Raw genomic sequence first — 16,923 nt, 5'->3', positions numbered from 1 at the left:
TGGAAGCGTTCAATACTCGGTGTCAGGCTGAATTCTGTTCAGTCTGCTTTATACTAGGGCGCCTATCTCAGCATAAGGCAGTATGATGCACAATGCCCCCGAAAGTGAGTCTTTTACATTGGCTCCTATAGGCTACGTTGAGAGCGACTACCCGGATAAGTTTGGTATTCCTCGTCAGCCGGGCTTAGCCCCCGCAGCGGATGCCAATCTGATACTGGTGCCCCCTTATAACGACCCGTTAACCGTGCGTGGTCTGGATGATTTTAGTCATCTCTGGGTGACATTTATCTTTCACCAAAGCCCCGAACGCTGGACACCGCTAGTGCGGCCACCCCGGCTGGGGGGGAATCGTAAAGTGGGGGTATTTGCCAGCCGTAGCACCCACCGGCCTAACCGGCTTGGGCTTTCACTCGTGAAGCTCGCGGGTATCGACACACGCCAGGGCGTTCGCTTGAAACTTGAAGGCTGCGATCTGGTAAGCGGCACGCCGATAGTGGATATCAAGCCCTACCTGCCCTGGGCAGAAGCGCGCCCAGATGCCAGCGCCGGCTTTGCCCCCGAGGCGCCGAGACAGTTGCAGGTAAGCTTCAGCCAGCAGGCCCTTGAAACGCTGGCCGCACGCGCCGACAGCGCCACGTTGCACGCCTTGATCATCCAGGTACTTGGCCAGGACCCCCGCCCCGCCTACAAGCGAGAAGAAGAGAGCGAGCGGGTGTATGGCGTGCGCCTGCGCGATGTGGATGTAAAATTCTGTGCTCTTCAAAACGACGAAGCCACCACGTTAGAAGTGGTGGCTATCGACGAAGCTTAAGACTAATGCGCTACGTTAAGCGGGAAACGTGATGCCCAGACGGCGGCCTACTTCTTCATAGGCTTCGATCACACCGCCCAAACCTTGGCGGAAACGGTCTTTATCGAGCTTCTCGCGGGTATTGGCATCCCACAGGCGGCAGCCATCCGGAGAGAACTCATCACCCAGCACCACTTCGCCTTTGAACACGCCAAACTCAAGCTTGTAGTCCACCAGCAGCATATCGCCTTCGGCAAACAGCTGCTTTAACACGTGGTTAACCTTGAAGGTCAGCGTTTTCATCTCGCCAAGCTGCTCAGGCGTTGCCCAGCCAAAGGTTTCGGCCAGCGACTCGTTGATCATCGGGTCGCCCTTGTCGTCATTTTTCAAGAACAGCTCAAAGGTGGGCGGCGTCAGCGCGATACCCTCTTCAATGCCCAGGCGTTTTACCAGTCCGCCTGCGGCAATGTTGCGGACGACACATTCGACCGGAATCATCTGCATTTTTTTAACCAGGCTCTCGTTGGGCGAGAGCTGTTTTTCAAAATGCGTGGGGATACCGGCCTCTTGCAAGCGCTCCATGATAAACGCGTTGAAGATGTTATTGACCATCCCTTTACGGGCCAGGGCTTCTTTCTTCTTACCATCGAAAGCGCTGGTGTCATCACGGAACTGCAGCACCAGCAGGTCCGGATCATCGGTGGTATATACAGATTTTGCCTTACCGGCATAAAGTTCTTGGCGCTTTTCCATGACAGCTCCGAAAGGGATCAAATAAACAGATTAACGTAAATAGCCAGCAACACGTTCTAACAGCTCACGCTGGTCATCAGGACTAAACCCGCGCTCGCTGGCATTGACCGCGCGCAGGATGGTTTGGTTACCATCGGGCTGCAGAACAAGGCGTATCTCTTGAGACATCCGGCGCACATCGGCACTGAAAACGATCTGCAGCGGGTTACGGTCGCGCTCGGCAGCCGTCATGTACTCGACCAGGAACTCATAGTTTTCAGGATTGGTGGCCAGCAGGTTGCGCTGCCCTTCCTGAGTGAAGTCCAGGGCCAGATAGTGGTTAAGCTCAGCCCATACGCGATCCACCGGCTGAGGAATAGCGACTTCCCATTCATCGCCTTCCTGGCGAATCTGTAACGTTTGCTGGTGGTTCAAGCGCTGCGCGTTCCACGAGGAGGCCACACTTTGCGACGCACTGCGCGCACCTAAGAACTCTTCCAGCGCATCGAGACAGCTCGTCATGGTCTGGCCACCACGCTCACAGCGCACTTCACTACTGCCGGAACGCATGGCACTTTGCAAACGCAGATCCGCCTGGGACGTTACAATCACGCCTTGCGAAACATCGCTTTGCTGTACGCCAAGCTGACGACTGCGGGCAAAACTTTCCAGCTGCGGCCAGACGGCTCCGGTGTCAGCAGCCACTACCAACCAGCTTTGGTTACCCGCCTGGCGCCGCTCGACGTATTCAGGCTCCAAGCCACTGCCAATGGTCAGCGACTGAGGTGGACGTATTTCTGCAGCCTCATCAACGCGTGCGCCCTGCATGGCTGCCTGAGGAACCGGCAGCGCATCCTGATAGCGCTGAGCATTGCGGGTCTCTGGCAGCACCAAGGGGGGTGCCGGAGCGGCTTTGGTATAGTCCAGGTTGCGATCGTGGTAATAACCATCACGCGCGCACCCGGCTAGAGTGACAGCCGTTACGAGTGCCAGCGGAATCCATTTAAGCGCACGGTTTTCAAGCACAGAGCTCATCAAGCCACCTTAACAGTCAACAGAGCGACCACCCGATGCACCGCTAGGTGCGCCGAGTAGTCATAGTATCGCGCCGGATGTGATAAAAGAGCATTACTCCTCGATCACGCCCGCCAGTTGCATCGCTTCACTCACAGTGGCGTGGTACTTCTCAGACAGCCACGTCAACGGCAAACGAATTCCTGCATCCATATAGCCCATGCGATTGAGCGCCCATTTTACCGGGATAGGGTTCGACTCAATGCCCAGATTGGTATGCAGAGGCATCAACCGGGTATTAATTTGGTGAGCTTTATCCGCATCGCCAGCAACGGCCGCCGCACACAAATCATGCATCGCTTTGGGAGCCACGTTTGCCGTCACTGAAATATCGCCATGCCCGCCCATCAGCATAAAATCACACGCGGTCGCATCGTCGCCGGAGTACAGCATAAAGTCGCTGCCCTTCAAGCGAGAGATTAGATCTTCCGCACGCTCAAGGTTCCCTGTGGCGTCCTTCAGGCCAATAATATTGTCGACGGCTGCCAGGCGCACCACGGTCTCGTTGTACAAGTCAGAGCAGGTACGGCCCGGTACGTTGTACATGATGACCGGCAGTTTGCTGCCTTCGGCCACGGCCTTGAAGTGCTGGTACAAGCCTTCCTGGGTCGGCTTATTGTAGTAAGGGCATACAGACAAGCAGTAGTCAGCCCCTACTTCGCTGGCATAGCGGGCAAGCTCAACCGCCTCAGACGTGGCATTGGCGCCTGTACCGGCAATCACCGGAATACGCCCATTAACCTCTTCCACGACGCTGCGGATCACATCAAAGTGCTCAGCAAATGACATCGTCGTAGGTTCGCCTGTGGTACCAGCGGCAACGATGCCGTCGGTTCCATTTTCAAGGTGGAAATTTACCAGACGACGAAGCGCCTCCCAGTCGATGTCGCCATTGACTTTCATCGGCGTCGCCAGGGCGACGATGCTGCCTGTGATCATCCGTTTATTCCTCACCTGCAAAGTTATGAAATCAAGCCCAATATGAACAACAAGACAAAGAGCCGAATGCTGTCTTGAGCATCATGACGACCGCCCTTTTGGACCTACAGGGGTAAATGGTACTCAGGCGACTCGACCCTGTACAGCGCAAACCGTAGTGAGTTTGCATGAGATGCCCCTCTTACCTTTGACATGCCGGCTCAGGTTGCGTGTAATCAGCCTGATAAGCGACCAATGATAAGGAGTCTGCATGAGCATTGAATTAGGCCAACCTGTTCCCGATTTTTCGGCCAGCGCCACCGGCGACACAACGGTGACACTATCGAAACTACGCGGTAAGCAGGTCGTTATTTATTTCTATCCGAAAGCCAGCACCCCGGGCTGCACGACTGAGGGCGGCGACTTCCGGGATAATAAAAATGCGTTTGAGGCCGCCAATACCGTTATTCTAGGCGTCTCGCGCGACGGCCTGCGCGCCCAGGAAAACTTCAAAGCCAAGCAGGACTTTAACTTTGCGCTGATTTCCGACAAAGACGAAACACTCTGCGCCCTGTTTGACGTGATCAAACTGAAAAAAATGTACGGCAAGGAGCATTTAGGTATCGAGCGCAGCACTTTTCTCATTGACGCAGACGGCAATCTTGCCAACGAATGGCGTGGCGTTAAAGTACCGGGCCACGTCGCTGAGGTATTGGCAGCCGCACAGGCACTGCACGCCAGCCGCTAATAAAAACGCCCACCCGGTTTTATAACTGGGCGGGCGAAAGCGGATTCTCAAAACAATTTATGCGGCTGAAAAACGGCATTGTCTTTTTTGACCGAAGAAAGCTTTTAGCCGAAGAAAGCTTTTAGCCGAAGAAACAGCCGCGCGTGTACTTAAGAGTCCACATGAATAATGCTATCGGCATCTTCCTGTTGATGAATACCCCGCGGCCAGGCATAAATCAGCGCTTTTAACAGCGTCGCCAGTGGAATGGCGAAAAACACTCCCCAGAAGCCCCAGATACCGCCAAAGAAAAGTACGGCGACAATAATCGAAACGGGATGAATATTATTGGTTTCAGAGAAAAGCACCGGCGATAGAACGTTGCCATCCAAGGCTTGAATGACGCCGTACGCAATCAATACGTATACGAACTGATCGCTTAATCCAAAATAAAAACCGGCGACCGCCGCGACCGGTAGGGTCGCCACCGCAGCACCGATAAAAGGCACCAGTACCGAAAATCCCACCAACACGGCCAGCAGCGCCGTATAGGGTAGGCCAAAAAAGGTAAAGGTAAAAAACGCCACCGTTCCTACGATCATTATCTCGATGAATTTTCCGCGAATATAGTTCGCGATCTGATGGTCCATCTCTCTCCAGATACGGGTTAACAAGGCGCGTTTTTGTGGCAACAGAGAAAGCGTAAACCCCACTAGCACCTCGCGGTCTTTAAGCATAAAAAAGACCAGAATAGGCACCAGCACCAGATAAATGATTAACGACATCACGTTGCCCAATGAAGCCAGCGAAAGTGTCAAAGCGCGCTGGCCCAATTGACTGATCTCGCGACTCGCCACCCCTATCCAGCTCTGCATTTGATCCGGGGTGATCAAGTTGGGATAACGCGCCTGCATTTCATCAAGCCATACCTGGCCGCTTGCGAACATTCGCGGCGTTTCCTGGACAAGCCCCACCAGCTGGTTCCAGATGAGCGGCATCAATATAAAGGCGAGCGTCAATAACACACTTACAAAGGCAAGGAAGATGGTAATAACAGCCAATAAATGCGGCACACCCCGCCGGGTTAACGCACTCACCACGCCTTGCAGCAGAAAAGCCACGATCAGCGCGGTAAAGAAAGGTGCCAGCATACGCCCAAACCAAATAATGGCGGCAAAACCAACGATCAATATCAATAATAAAACGAGTGCTTCTTCATCGGAAAAATAGCGCTCAACCCAGCTCTTAAAAATGGTACGCATGGTCATGAGCGAGCATCTCCCGCTTTGCGTATCCAGAAAAAGTACGTTTCCTGGTGCTGCTCTTGCGCTTCCATGGTATGACCACTCTGATCAGTAAAGGAAACCATATCGCGCCAGGAACCTGCATCAGAAGCGCGAACTTCCAATACTTGCCCGGCAATCATTCCGGCTAGCGCCTGTTTTGTTTTGAGCAACGGTAACGGGCAATGTAGCCCACACGCATCAAGCACCTGGTCTGGTTGAAAACGCGTTAATGGTTCAGACATACCAACTCCTCAAAATGCCTGCATGATCACGACATTGTTGCATAAACTGTTTAGTTTGCGATGATCATTGGACATTTGATTTAACGGCACTTCACTGCACCATTCAATGTCACAGCGGTAATCGCTGCGCTTTATTACAATGAACGAGGATGCCATGCCGCACCTACGGAACGCTTACCCACGCTGGCTTTGCGCACTTGCTGTTATTTGCAGCATTAGCGTATCGAGCCCGCCAAGCTACGCAATTAATGACTATCACCTGCCAACACTTGGCGGTGTCGCGTCATCGGCCAGCAGTGAAGAGTTTCGCCTGGGACGGGCCTGGCTGCGTCAGTTCCGCGCCCAGGCACCGCAATGGCAAGACCCCATCGTCAACGACTATCTGGATAGCCTGGTGGCTCGCCTTGTGCCGTATAGCCAGCTAGGCAGCTTACAGACCACAACGGTGATGGTCGATAACCGATCGCTCAATGCGTTTGCGGTACCCGGCGGCGTGATCGGTATCAATTCAGGGCTTTTTGCCTTTGCCGAAGATGAAGGCGCTTTCGTTTCGGTGATCGCCCATGAATTAGGTCATTTATCGCAACGCCATTATGCGCGAGGAAGCGCCAGGGCTGAGCAAACGCAGCTACCTGCCATGGCCGCTATGCTGGCTGGCATGCTGGTGGCGGCAAGTGGCGGTGGCGAAGCTGGCATGGCGGCCGCCATGGGCTCTCAGGCAGCACTGATTCAAGATCAGCTCACCTACTCCCGCCGCTATGAGCAAGAAGCCGACCATATTGGCTTACAGGCGATGGCAGATGCCGGTTATGACCCCGAAGCAATGGTGCGCATGTTTTCTGCGATGCAAAGAATGGCACGCTTACAGGGCGGCACGCCGCCAGAATTTCTGCTCACCCATCCCGTATCCGATAGCCGTTTAAGCGATGCTCAGGCGCGCGCTTCGCAGTTGAGCGTCGCCAATACTCATACCAGCGATCTGCTTTACGACATGATGCGCGCACGTGCCCTGCTGAGCATTTACAGTAACTCGCCACAACAGGCGACCTCCCGGCTTGCCCAGGAAGGTGCCGAAGAGCCTGCAAGACGCTATTTGGAAGCATTGATCAAGGCGCGTAACGGGCAAACCGATAACGCCCTGCAAACGCTTGATCAGCTGATTGCCGAGCTACCCGACTACGCCATGCTACCCGCCTCTGCCGCGAGTATCGCACTTGAGGCCCAGCGCTACGACGAGGCGATTACGCGCAGCCAGCGCTTATTGAGGATAATGCCCGCCTACCTCCCCGCTCAATTAACCCTGGCCGAAGCCCAGTTACAACGTGACCCTGAAGCGGCTTACCAGCTACTCAACAACATTACCGCGCGGCATCCTGACAACCCACAGGGGTTTAACCTGCTTGCCGAGGCAGCAGGACGGAGTGGGCATGGTAGCTGGGGGCATTTAGCACGCGCCGAGCAGCTACAGCTGACCGGGCGGGTTGATCAAGGCATACGCCAGCTGTCGATTGCTCGCGACGCTGCCGAACGTGAAAACAACCAACAGGCACTTGCTCGCATTGAGCAGCGCCGCGAAGCGTTCATTGAGTATCGCGAAGCGTTGGAAGATTTCTAAGACAACATCTACGTAAGCCCCTCATGCTAAAAGCACCCGACTGCGTAGGCCGTCGGGCACTTTTTTGAATAGCGCAATGCTAAGTCAGCAAGATCAGGCGTTGAAATTGAGCATCCGTTCTAATGGCTTAAGCGCACGTTGACGCAGCGATGCATCAACATGGATTTCTCCGCTGCCCTGGCGCAAAGCCCCCGCCAGGTTGTCCAGTTCATTCATCGCCATCCACGGGCAGTGCGCGCAGCTTCGGCAAGTCGCGCCGTTACCCGCCGTGGGCGCCTCGAACAGCACCTTGTCGGGAACAGCCTGCTGCATCTTGAAAAAGATGCCCCGATCAGTGGCCACAATAAGCTTATTGTTGGGCAACGTTTGCGCGGCCTTAATCAATTGCGACGTCGACCCGGCAACATCGGCCATATTAACGACCGAGTCAGGCGATTCAGGGTGGACCAGCACGGCTGCATCTGGATAAAGGCGCTTTAAGTCCTCGATACCCTTTGCCTTGAACTCTTCATGCACAATGCAGGCGCCGTCCCACATCAGCATATCAGCGCCGGTTTTTTTCTGGATATAGCCGCCCAAGTGCTTGTCAGGCGCCCAAAGGATTTTTTCACCCTTAGCCTGCAGATGCTCGATGACCTCAACCGCAATGGATGAAGTCACCACCCAGTCAGCGCGCGCTTTTACCGCCGCCGATGTGTTGGCATACACCACCACGGTTCGGTCGGGGTTGGCATCGCAAAAGGCGCTGAACTCATCCACCGGGCAGCCAATATCCAGTGAGCAGGTTGCCTCAAGCGTGGGCATGAGTACGCGTTTTTCAGGCGAAAGAATTTTGGCTGTTTCCCCCATGAAGCGTACGCCAGCAACGACCAGCGTTGTGGCATCATGACGGGCGCCAAAGCGCGCCATTTCCAAGGAGTCAGCCACACAGCCGCCCGTTTCCTCGGCCAACTGCTGAATAGCGTCATCGGTATAATAATGCGCGACAAGCACCGCATTATGCGCCTGCAGCAACTGCTTTATTTCAGCAACGCGCGCTTGGTCTTCTGCGGGGATACGGGTGGGGCAATACGGGCTTGGGAGCGGAGCATCGAGCTCAGCTTGAGAAGTCATAATAGTCATCGTGTCTACCACTGTGACGAACAGGGAATCCCCCTGTTAAACACCAGGCGCGGCATGTGCAATCCACACATCCCGCTCGCGATTGCAAAAGGCCGCTGCGTCTCTCGCGTTGGCCTGCTGCGCTACTAACTACTGTCTCTATCTATTTCTGTCTCTTAACTACTGTCGCTAATTATTTCTGTGTCTAACCAATTCTACCGCTAACAAGAGCGGCCTCTAAATATAGCCTATCGTTTAACGACTTTCGATCACCAATGGAGCTCCCAAGGCAGGCATTACGCTGCAGCCTGAGAAATGGCGTTGCGGCTAACATAGATGCATAGCAAAACGCCCCTGGCAGCAAGCTACCAGGGGCGTAGAATTTGGTGGGTCGTGTAGGATTCGAACCTACGACCAATTGATTAAAAGTCAACTGCTCTACCAACTGAGCTAACGACCCAAATTTTTGCTTACCTAACTTTCTACAGCATTCTTTTTACAACATTGCCGCTTAAAACGGCGGTCAATTCATTCGAATGGTGGGTCGTGTAGGATTCGAACCTACGACCAATTGATTAAAAGTCAACTGCTCTACCAACTGAGCTAACGACCCCCTCGAACGGATGCATATACTATAGATATGCCTTATTTATAGCAAGGGGTTTTTTATCTTTCTCGTAGTGCTTCACGTGCATGATTGATCGGCTTGATCAGATAATCAAAAATGGTTTTATTACCGGTACGAATATCGACGGTGGCAATCATGCCTGGAACGATAGGAAACCTGGTTCCCACATCATTCACTAGCGCATCACTTTCGGTAAGGATAAATACGCGGTAGTAATATACTTCCGGCTGCACCTCGTCCTGGATGGTATCGGGTGAGATGAGCACCACTTCCCCGTCAAGCCCGCCGTAGGTTGTGTAATCATAAGCGGTTATTTTAACGCTCGCTGGCTGGCCAGGATGAATGAACGCAATATCCCTCGGGGAAATCCGGGCCTCAATACGTAACTGATCGTCCAGCGGCACAATTTCCATGATTCGCCCGTTAGGGGGAATAACCCCGCCGGTGGTGGTGACCTCAATATCTTTTACGATACCTCTGACCGGCGAGCGTAGCGTTAGGCGCGTCAGTGTGTCTGAACGCCCCCTGATCACCGATGAAAGCGCCTCCACCTCGGCCTGGGCCTTGGATAATTCCTCGCGAGCTAAAATCATATATTCGGAGCGAATTTCCGTTGCCTGCAGCTGCAACTCGGTTGCCTGGCGACGTAACCGCAATACCTCTACATTGCTGGCAGCGCCTACTTCGAGCAGCGATTGGGTAAGGTTTAGCTCTTGCTGTACCAAGCGCAATGAATCGTTAACACCACTTAGCGACATTTCGAGGCCGCTGCGGCGCGTCTGATAGAGTAATGTCTCCATCGCCGTTAACGCGGGGTAATCCTCAAGGGCATCGGGGAAACGTAGCGGCGTGTCATTAACTTCGGCCTCAAGCCTTGCAACACTGGCCAGTGCCGCTCGGTAGCGCGCCGCGCTTTCGTTGACATTGGACTCGGTTTGCGTTGGGTCGAGCTGTGCCAATATCTGTCCTGGCTCTACAATATCCCCTTCCCTGACACGCAAATCGGCCAAGATCCCCCCTTCTAGCGATTGTACGACCTGTTCACGCGAGGTCGGAATAACCCGTCCGCTGCCGGTAGAGACTTCCACCACGTTGGCAAAATAGGACCAGACAATAAATGCCGCTATCACCAGAAAGAAAAACCAGATCACCCGCGTGGAGCGGACAATAGCCGCATCATCAATCTCAGTGTTATAGCGACGGCTATCTTCCTCATAATCCAGCAAAGGCAAATCGTTAGAGGCATTTTTTGAACCACTTATCGTCTTATTGGCCATAACGACAGCTCCCCACGCCGGTCATTGCTATTGTCTTAATCATACCTACCCCTCAGCTATGGTGCTGCGGCTAATTGGTTCGCGCTGCTTGGGCTGGTTTTTTCGATAGCTTGGCAAGGATGTCGCTTTTCGTGCCATCCATCACAACCTGGCCGTTATCTACCACAACAATACGCTCAACCAAATTAAGAACACTCATGCGGTGGGTTGCGACGATAAAGGTTTTGCCTGGAAGCCAGGTATTCAGCTGTTGAAGAAAGCGTTTCTCAGTTGTCTCATCCAGGGAGGCCGTTGGCTCATCCAATAGCACCACGGTCGGCTGCCGAACGATAAGGCGTGACAGTAATAGAGATTGGCGCTGCCCGCCCGAAAGACCGGTTCCACCCTCTAGAATGACGTGCTCAAGGCCATCGGGCAATTTGCGGATAAACTCATTGGCACCACTGAGATCAAGCGCATCCAGCAGCTCCTGATCCGTCGCGTTCGGTGCACCAAGCGCCAGGTTGTCGCGAATGGTTCCATGAAATAACCGAGAATTCTGGCTCAGCAAGCTTACATCACGACGCACATCGGCAGGATCAATATGCGCAAGGCTAAGGCCATCTAAAAGCACTTCACCTGCCTGCGGCTCTAAAAGCCCGGAACAAGCCTGAAGTAGCGTGGATTTACCTGCGCCGTTTCTCCCCAGAATGGCAATACGTTCACCAGCAGCAATATTTAGCTTCTTTACTTGCAACGAAGGCGTTCTATCTTCACTGGCATACTTAAATGCTGCCTGGGTGAATTGGTAACTTCCCAATATGGAAGCCCGATGAACACGCTTGGTATCTTCCGGGTTATCGACAGGGCGCTCCATAATCTGATTAAGGCTGTTGGTCGCCACTTTTGCCTGCTGCCACTTACTCAACACCTGAGTAATTTGTGTCATCGGAGCCATCATGCGTGAGGCCAGAATCGACGCTGCTACCAATGAACCGGTAGTGAGATCGCCCGCCATCACCATCGGCGCCCCAAAGAAGACCACGGTGGCAAACACTCCTGTCTGCACCGTCTGACTCCAGACGCTCAATGAGTTGGTAACGTAACGAAGTCGCAGGTTCATATCGGCGGTTACGGCATTGTAGTGGTTCCACTGGTTTTGAAACCGCGGCTCCGCCTGCAGTGTTTTAATATCTTCCATGCCCTGGACGGTTTCCACGAGCATGGCGCTGCGTAATGAGGACTCACGCATGGAGTCGTTCGCCAGACTGCGTAACTTACGCTGCACCAGCAGCCCAGGAATGATCATCAGTACAACGGCCCCAATAGGCACTAATACCAACGAACCTGCGATATACCAGAATACAAAACAGAAAAGGATAAAGAACGGCATATCCGCAAATGCCGTGACCGTTGTGGAGGTAAGCAACTCTCGCACGTACTCCAACTCACGGATCTGTGAAATAAATGTACCTGTTGACTTGGGTCTTGCGGTATTTCGTATTCTTAGCGCATGACCAAAAACACGATCAGATGCCCGCATATCAGCGCGTTTTCCCAGAAGATCCGTAATTCTTACCCGAGATCGGCGCAATATAAAATCGAATAGCAGTGCCAGCAGCACCCCACTAAATAGCACGTAGAGCGTGGGCATTGATTCCGCTGGAATAACCCGGTCATAGACTTGCCGCGAAAAGATAATGCCTGCTAACGCCAACGTATTGGCAATGAGCGAGGCCAGCATCACATGACCATAAGGTTTTAAATCCCTTAAGATAATCTTGCGCAGCCAGTTCTTTTCGTAGGGCTTGATATAGTCGTCTACCCTGGCATCAGGGATAGATTTGGCAGGACGCAGGATGATCGCGACGGTTACATGCTGCACCAGCTCTTCGCGGCTCAAGGAGCTTTTCATTCCCTGGTCACTGCTATATACAATGCCCACATTGCCTTCACTATCGACCGTTTCAACGACAGCAATTTGGCCATCACTAAATTGAACGACCAGCGGCAGGCGCCAAGGCGTTAACTCTCTCGCGTTAAGCTTGCTGGTTTTAAGTGTCATACCAAGCTGGCGCGCAATACTTCTCAGCACTTCGCCAATCGGTTTGTCCTGACGCCATGAGGCCGTTAAGCGAACATTTTCAGCCGAATACTCCAGCCGATAATGTTTGGCCACCATCAACATGGCCTCAATCCAGCTCGCGTAATGATGGCTAGCCTCAAACTCGGTGGCTATCTCATCATGAGTGCTACCCTCTTCTAAAGCAGAGGCTTTTGAAGCCGGTTTATTTAGCTCGTTTTTATGCTGGCTATCCTTGTCATCACTCATGGCGAAACGCTAACTCCTTGTACCATGGAATCTTCTAAACCAAACGCGTCACGAATATCGGCAGAACTATAGAGACAGTCGATTTGTAAACGGTATAAATCGTAACGGGTGTTTTCCTGGTCAAAGCGGGACTGATGAATCTCTTGCTCGGCATTCAGCAGGTCTAGCAGGGAGCGTGTCCCAAGCGATAAGTATTGCTGGCGATATAATTGCTGGGTATCACGGATACTACGTGCCCGGGCATCTAATGTGACAAGACGCAGACCAAAGCTGGCGGTTTGTTCTTTGGCTTCACGTAAGCTGCGTGAAAGCGATAGATAGGCGGCATCTTTAGCCGCCTGAGAGGCTTGCAAACTATAGTCGGCCGCCCGACGGCGTGCGCTCGTGGCGCCTCCCTGATATAAGTTGCTGGATAAATTCACCCGCATGATGACCTCGGTATCATCTTCCGCCACATCCCGGTTCAAGAACTGATTAAGGTCAGCGTCAAGCGATACCGTTGGGAAAAAAGAGGCCTGAGTTTGGGCAATGATAGCGCGAGCCTCCGCCTGCTCGGCTTCTGCCACCATCAGTTCGGGCACATTATCAAAATCTTCAGAGGCTAGAGCACATGACTGGGTAAGAGGCTCGGGAAAGTCACGGGTAATAGTAACGGGGCCGCTAGCCCCCACTAGCGTTCGTACCGTATTTTGCCATGTCAGTAGTTGGGCCTCTATTTGCAGCTCTGTCGCTTCCGCTGCCTCTACGCGCGACTGAGCCTGAATTTCATCGGAGCGCGTACTTGCCCCAAGCTCTGAACGTCTGGCTGCAAGCTTTTGGATATCCGTTAAACCTGCGATTTGCTCGCGGGCAATATCCAGTAGTGCCTGGTAGCGCTGAACCTCAATGGCCGCCTGAGCGGCGTCTCTTGCCAGTTGATCCATTGCGAGCCAGACCCTGGCTTGATCGCGGTTAACACCAAAGCTTGCGGCATCCACCTGACTAGAAACACGTCCAAAGTCATACAGCATTTGTGAGGCAGACACCGTCACCGCATCTTCAGATCGCCCTGTAGAGCTGCGACGCTCGGTTGTAACACCGGCACTCACTTGCGGGTAGTAACCCGACCTCGCCACGCTTACCTGCTCGCCCTGTTGGTATAAACGACCTAATGCTTCACCAATAGTCGGATGCCAAGCAATCGTTCTCTGCACCGCTTCAAGAATGCTCATTCCCCCTTGACCGGTAGCGGATGATGGCGTTGAAGAAGCAGCAATGACAGAAGCCGTCGAACTCACAGCAGGCAACTCATTATCACCTTCCAAGGCACTATGCATTGGCGGGTTGCGCTGAAACTCTATTGCGATAGGTCGAGCCTCTTCAGCTAGCCTGTTATTTTGGCTATTTGTCGCTGACAAAGCCATTTCTGAAGTCACTGACTCAGGCATTATCGGCTCTGGGGCTATGTCTGAGACTGCGGCCTCCCGTACGGGAGCATTTATCTCCCCAACATCAGCGTCTGGCACTAATGGCCGGCGAGAGCTTGTTTGAGTATCCTGCGCTAATCTATTTTCCGATCGCTGAGCGCCTAGGTTTTGTTGCGGTTCGGATAAAGGCACGTTTGTGGGTACCGCAGTTCTCGTCGCCGCCCGCAGGCCCGCCGCTTCGCTCTCTTGCGGAACTTCGCCATACCCGTTCTGGCTGGCATTTTCTGGTTGAGGGGAGAGGTTGGCAGCAGTACCGACTGGCGGGCGAGCCCCCGATCGAACAATGTTAACTAAACCATCTGATGACGATGAAGGCTGAGAAGTCGCCTGAACAACCGATGGCTGATAGCGAGTTTGACCTTCCACACTTTTATTATCGCCTGACAACCCCGTTATTGGATTAGCACGGCTAGTAGAAATAGGCAGGTTTTCGGAGCGAGCACTATCCCCAGGGACCGAAGAGCTTTGTATTACAGGGCGATGCTGAGAAGTGATCGGAGCATCTGATAGCCCAACAATTCCATGGGCAAGAACACGCGTTGACTGAACGCCTAAAACAATACTCCCTGTCAAAAAAGAAGCGATACATGAACGTAGCATTTTCTTCTTTTTCATGCGTTCCCCAATTCATTTCAAAACATGAATTTTTATTACTTATTTATTAACACGGAAATAAAAAAATTATATTAAGCACACTAGATACAACTAAAGTATTAATCAGGGTAAAATAAAATTCAGCATATTAACTTAATGCCTAGCCCAACCCCGTACTTATCCTCCCATCCATCTTCTCTTTTTTTATTGTCAAATCAAAGATTTTTTCAACAATTTTTTAGTTACATTTATTTTTCTTTTTGAAAACCTAAAGATCTTATATCTGATAAGAGCCTACCATCAGCATTGAATAATTTTATGACTAATGGGAATAGCCAGCGTCCTAGTAAAACCTAATACTCTTGTAAAACACAAATTTTTGGAAAAGCTAAAAAATATAAAAAAACCAAAAACTTATAAAACTATTTTCTACTAATAAATTACTATCTTCCAAGAAAAACGCCGGGCCTTTCGGCCCGGCGTTGTTGCCCTATTAGATTCTCTAGCTACATAAAGCTTACTTAAATAGCTTGGTTTTGCTGTTCCAACTCCCGAATAAGCTGACTGACCTCTCCACCATCGTAGACGTAGCCAGCGACCTCCTCAATGGAATCAACAGAGACATCTCTATCGCTGCTTTCTGTAGTAGCCATCTCTTCATTACTTCCTGCCGCAAGCTCCTCCCGAAGAGCCTCAAAGTCAGCATCGCTAATAAGGGCCTCGTTCTGCTCCTGCAGGAGATCGCCGATATCAACAGTATTCGACACCGATTCAGTGACCTCAGGTTCAACTGCCGCGTTTTCCAGGCTAATTTCAGTGGCACCGATATTTCCATCACCATCAACACTAAAGAAAGATACAGATACAGGATCGTCGTCTACTGCTTTGAGAGCAGATGACCTACCGCCCAGAAGGCCACCGATACCGCCGATGAGACCACCGCCAATGTTGCCGATATCGCCGATAATGTCGCCTATGCCACCAACTATCCCACCTATCAGATCTCCTACCTGACCAAGTAACCCTTGATCGGTAAGCAGATTACCGAGAAGACCACTTTCTCCCAGCAAATTATCGAGAAGCCCCCCCACGGCCTCTTCACTCAGGACATCGTTCAGAAGACCACCATCGGCTAGCAGCGTACCGATAATACCGTTGACTAGCCCATCATCGCCTAATAGGCCATTAACCAAGTCTTGATCCTCCATTCCTTCAAGCGCCCCTCCTTCTTGCAGCAAGGCCTCCAGCACACCATCTGGACCTATCAGATTTTCCAATAAGCCCGTACCTTGCGCGGGCGTCAGCTCTACCGATGTCAATATGCTTGCCAAAAGTCCGCTGGGCCCAACGATGGGCGATAGCACACCAGCAAGCAAGCCGTCATTGCCAAGCCAGTTTTCTTCCGCTCCATCCACTAAGCCACCCAACAAGCCATCGCTTCCCAGCAGGGTATTGAGCGCTTCAGTTACCAGACCACTTTCGCCCAGTAGGCCGTCAATTAACTGACTATCGGAGAGTTCTTGGCTGCCCAGCAGACCAGCTACCAAGCCATTTTGGCCTAACAAGCCATTCAGCAGGTTATTACTCAACTCCGCACTAGCTTCAACGCTGATAGAAAGACCAATTAGTAGACCATTTGGCCCAATCACAGTATTTAGCAGATTCCCGATCAGCCCTTGTTCGCCCAGCAGGTCACCGCCGGTCAGACTGCCTAGCAGACCACCCGGTCCCGTAACGGTTTCCAGTAGGTTAGCGACAACACCTTCATTACCCAACAGTCCATCGAGTAACTGGCTATCTTCCAGGCCTTGGCCGCCAAGCAGCCCCGTCACAAGCCCGTTTTCACCCAGCAAGCCCTCCAGCAGGCCAGTGACCTGTTCGCCGTCCATCGGGGTATCACTGAGCAGACCGCCCAGCAGACCATTCGGACCCGCCACCGTATCTAACAGGCTGCCGACTAATCCTTGCTCACCCAGCAAACCGTCAGGACCACCCAGCAGGTCGCCTTCAGTCAGATTGCCCAGCAGGCCATTCTCGCCCACTACCGTATCGAGCAGGTTAGCGACAACACCGTCATTACCCAGCAGTCCATCGAGTAACTGGGTATCTTCCAAGCCTTGGCCGCCGAGCAGCCCGGCCACCAGCCCGTTTTCACCCAGCAA

The 16,923-nt window shown here is 52.6% G+C and carries 12 protein-coding genes, 2 tRNA genes and 1 pseudogene; 3 read left to right on the top strand and 12 right to left on the bottom strand.

Annotated features, from left to right (window positions below):
• The first annotated feature begins 85 nt into the window (after positions 1 to 85).
• Positions 86 to 811, top strand: a complete 726-nt coding sequence (gene tsaA / locus D467_RS0104355; RefSeq protein ID WP_018916290.1) for a tRNA (N6-threonylcarbamoyladenosine(37)-N6)-methyltransferase TrmO — start codon at positions 86 to 88, stop codon at positions 809 to 811.
• Positions 812 to 826: 15 nt separating this feature from the next.
• Here tsaA and purC read toward each other — a convergent pair whose 3' ends face one another.
• From purC to dapA, 3 genes are all read right to left on the bottom strand, one after another.
• On the bottom strand, positions 827 to 1,543 hold the full coding sequence (gene purC / locus D467_RS0104350; RefSeq protein ID WP_018916289.1) for a phosphoribosylaminoimidazolesuccinocarboxamide synthase: 717 nt from the start codon (positions 1,541 to 1,543) through the stop codon (positions 827 to 829).
• 30 nt (positions 1,544 to 1,573) lie between these two features.
• Entirely contained in the window at positions 1,574 to 2,557 is a 984-nt protein-coding gene (locus D467_RS0104345) for an NlpB/DapX family lipoprotein (protein ID WP_018916288.1), read from the bottom strand.
• Positions 2,558 to 2,650: 93 nt separating this feature from the next.
• Complete coding sequence (dapA, locus tag D467_RS0104340; protein WP_018916287.1) at positions 2,651 to 3,535, bottom strand: 4-hydroxy-tetrahydrodipicolinate synthase; 885 nt, start codon at positions 3,533 to 3,535, stop codon at positions 2,651 to 2,653.
• A 250-nt stretch (positions 3,536 to 3,785) separates the two neighbouring features.
• On the opposite strand from dapA, the gene D467_RS0104335 reads away from it, so the two are divergent.
• On the top strand, positions 3,786 to 4,262 hold the full coding sequence (locus D467_RS0104335; protein WP_018916286.1) for a peroxiredoxin: 477 nt from the start codon (positions 3,786 to 3,788) through the stop codon (positions 4,260 to 4,262).
• 149 nt (positions 4,263 to 4,411) lie between these two features.
• Here the strand turns inward: D467_RS0104335 and D467_RS0104330 are convergent, their stop codons facing one another.
• Together D467_RS0104330 and D467_RS0104325 are read right to left on the bottom strand one after the other, a co-directional pair.
• Positions 4,412 to 5,509 carry an AI-2E family transporter gene (locus D467_RS0104330; RefSeq protein ID WP_018916285.1) on the bottom strand — a complete coding sequence of 366 codons (1,098 nt, stop codon included), beginning with the start codon at positions 5,507 to 5,509 and terminating at the stop codon, positions 4,412 to 4,414.
• A complete protein-coding gene (locus D467_RS0104325; protein WP_018916284.1) occupies positions 5,506 to 5,769 on the bottom strand; it encodes a sulfurtransferase TusA family protein in 264 nt (87 codons plus the stop codon). The genes D467_RS0104330 and D467_RS0104325 overlap by 4 nt, the downstream gene beginning before the upstream one ends.
• 154 nt (positions 5,770 to 5,923) lie before the next feature.
• Here D467_RS0104325 and D467_RS0104315 point away from each other — a divergent pair, with 154 nt between their 5' ends.
• On the top strand, positions 5,924 to 7,384 hold the full coding sequence (locus D467_RS0104315) for a M48 family metalloprotease (protein ID WP_018916282.1): 1,461 nt from the start codon (positions 5,924 to 5,926) through the stop codon (positions 7,382 to 7,384).
• A gap of 93 nt (positions 7,385 to 7,477) precedes the next feature.
• Here D467_RS0104315 and nadA read toward each other — a convergent pair whose 3' ends face one another.
• The 7 genes and pseudogenes from nadA to D467_RS19035 form a co-directional block, all read right to left on the bottom strand.
• Positions 7,478 to 8,506, bottom strand: coding sequence for a quinolinate synthase NadA (gene nadA / locus D467_RS0104310; protein ID WP_026285605.1), 1,029 nt, complete (start codon positions 8,504 to 8,506; stop codon positions 7,478 to 7,480).
• A 363-nt stretch (positions 8,507 to 8,869) separates the two neighbouring features.
• A tRNA-Lys gene (locus D467_RS0104305) sits at positions 8,870 to 8,945 on the bottom strand.
• A 77-nt stretch (positions 8,946 to 9,022) separates the two neighbouring features.
• Positions 9,023 to 9,098: transfer RNA gene (locus D467_RS0104300), tRNA-Lys, on the bottom strand.
• 53 nt (positions 9,099 to 9,151) lie between these two features.
• The gene (locus D467_RS0104295) at positions 9,152 to 10,390 is read right to left on the bottom strand and encodes an HlyD family type I secretion periplasmic adaptor subunit (RefSeq protein ID WP_018916280.1); all 1,239 of its coding nucleotides are present in this window, start codon (positions 10,388 to 10,390) and stop codon (positions 9,152 to 9,154) included.
• A 70-nt stretch (positions 10,391 to 10,460) separates the two neighbouring features.
• The gene (locus tag D467_RS0104290) at positions 10,461 to 12,701 is read right to left on the bottom strand and encodes a type I secretion system permease/ATPase (RefSeq protein WP_018916279.1); all 2,241 of its coding nucleotides are present in this window, start codon (positions 12,699 to 12,701) and stop codon (positions 10,461 to 10,463) included.
• Positions 12,698 to 13,978 carry a TolC family outer membrane protein gene (locus tag D467_RS0104285; RefSeq protein ID WP_244147799.1) on the bottom strand — a complete coding sequence of 427 codons (1,281 nt, stop codon included), beginning with the start codon at positions 13,976 to 13,978 and terminating at the stop codon, positions 12,698 to 12,700. The genes D467_RS0104290 and D467_RS0104285 overlap by 4 nt, the downstream gene beginning before the upstream one ends.
• Positions 13,979 to 15,282: 1,304 nt before the next feature.
• Positions 15,283 to 16,923: pseudogene (locus D467_RS19035) on the bottom strand (hypothetical protein); the annotation flags it as partial.

Origin of the sequence: Vreelandella zhanjiangensis DSM 21076 (assembly GCF_000377665.1) — a bacterium.
Lineage (GTDB): Bacteria > Pseudomonadota > Gammaproteobacteria > Pseudomonadales > Halomonadaceae > Vreelandella > Vreelandella zhanjiangensis.
This window is presented reverse-complemented; position numbering and strand designations above follow the sequence as displayed.

What these genes read in the sequence shown, in the direction of transcription:
- purC (WP_018916289.1), bottom strand. Translation starts at nt 1,543, where the DNA reads ATGGAAAAGCGCCAAGAACTTTATGCCGGTAAGGCAAAATCTGTATAT.
- D467_RS0104345 (WP_018916288.1), bottom strand. Translation starts at nt 2,557, where the DNA reads ATGAGCTCTGTGCTTGAAAACCGTGCGCTTAAATGGATTCCGCTGGCA.
- dapA (WP_018916287.1), bottom strand. Translation starts at nt 3,535, where the DNA reads ATGATCACAGGCAGCATCGTCGCCCTGGCGACGCCGATGAAAGTCAAT.
- D467_RS0104335 (WP_018916286.1), top strand. Translation starts at nt 3,786, where the DNA reads ATGAGCATTGAATTAGGCCAACCTGTTCCCGATTTTTCGGCCAGCGCC.
- tsaA (WP_018916290.1), top strand. Translation starts at nt 86, where the DNA reads ATGCACAATGCCCCCGAAAGTGAGTCTTTTACATTGGCTCCTATAGGC.
- D467_RS0104315 (WP_018916282.1), top strand. Translation starts at nt 5,924, where the DNA reads ATGCCGCACCTACGGAACGCTTACCCACGCTGGCTTTGCGCACTTGCT.
- nadA (WP_026285605.1), bottom strand. Translation starts at nt 8,506, where the DNA reads ATGACTATTATGACTTCTCAAGCTGAGCTCGATGCTCCGCTCCCAAGC.
- D467_RS0104295 (WP_018916280.1), bottom strand. Translation starts at nt 10,390, where the DNA reads ATGGCCAATAAGACGATAAGTGGTTCAAAAAATGCCTCTAACGATTTG.
- D467_RS0104290 (WP_018916279.1), bottom strand. Translation starts at nt 12,701, where the DNA reads ATGAGTGATGACAAGGATAGCCAGCATAAAAACGAGCTAAATAAACCG.
- D467_RS0104325 (WP_018916284.1), bottom strand. Translation starts at nt 5,769, where the DNA reads ATGTCTGAACCATTAACGCGTTTTCAACCAGACCAGGTGCTTGATGCG.
- D467_RS0104330 (WP_018916285.1), bottom strand. Translation starts at nt 5,509, where the DNA reads ATGACCATGCGTACCATTTTTAAGAGCTGGGTTGAGCGCTATTTTTCC.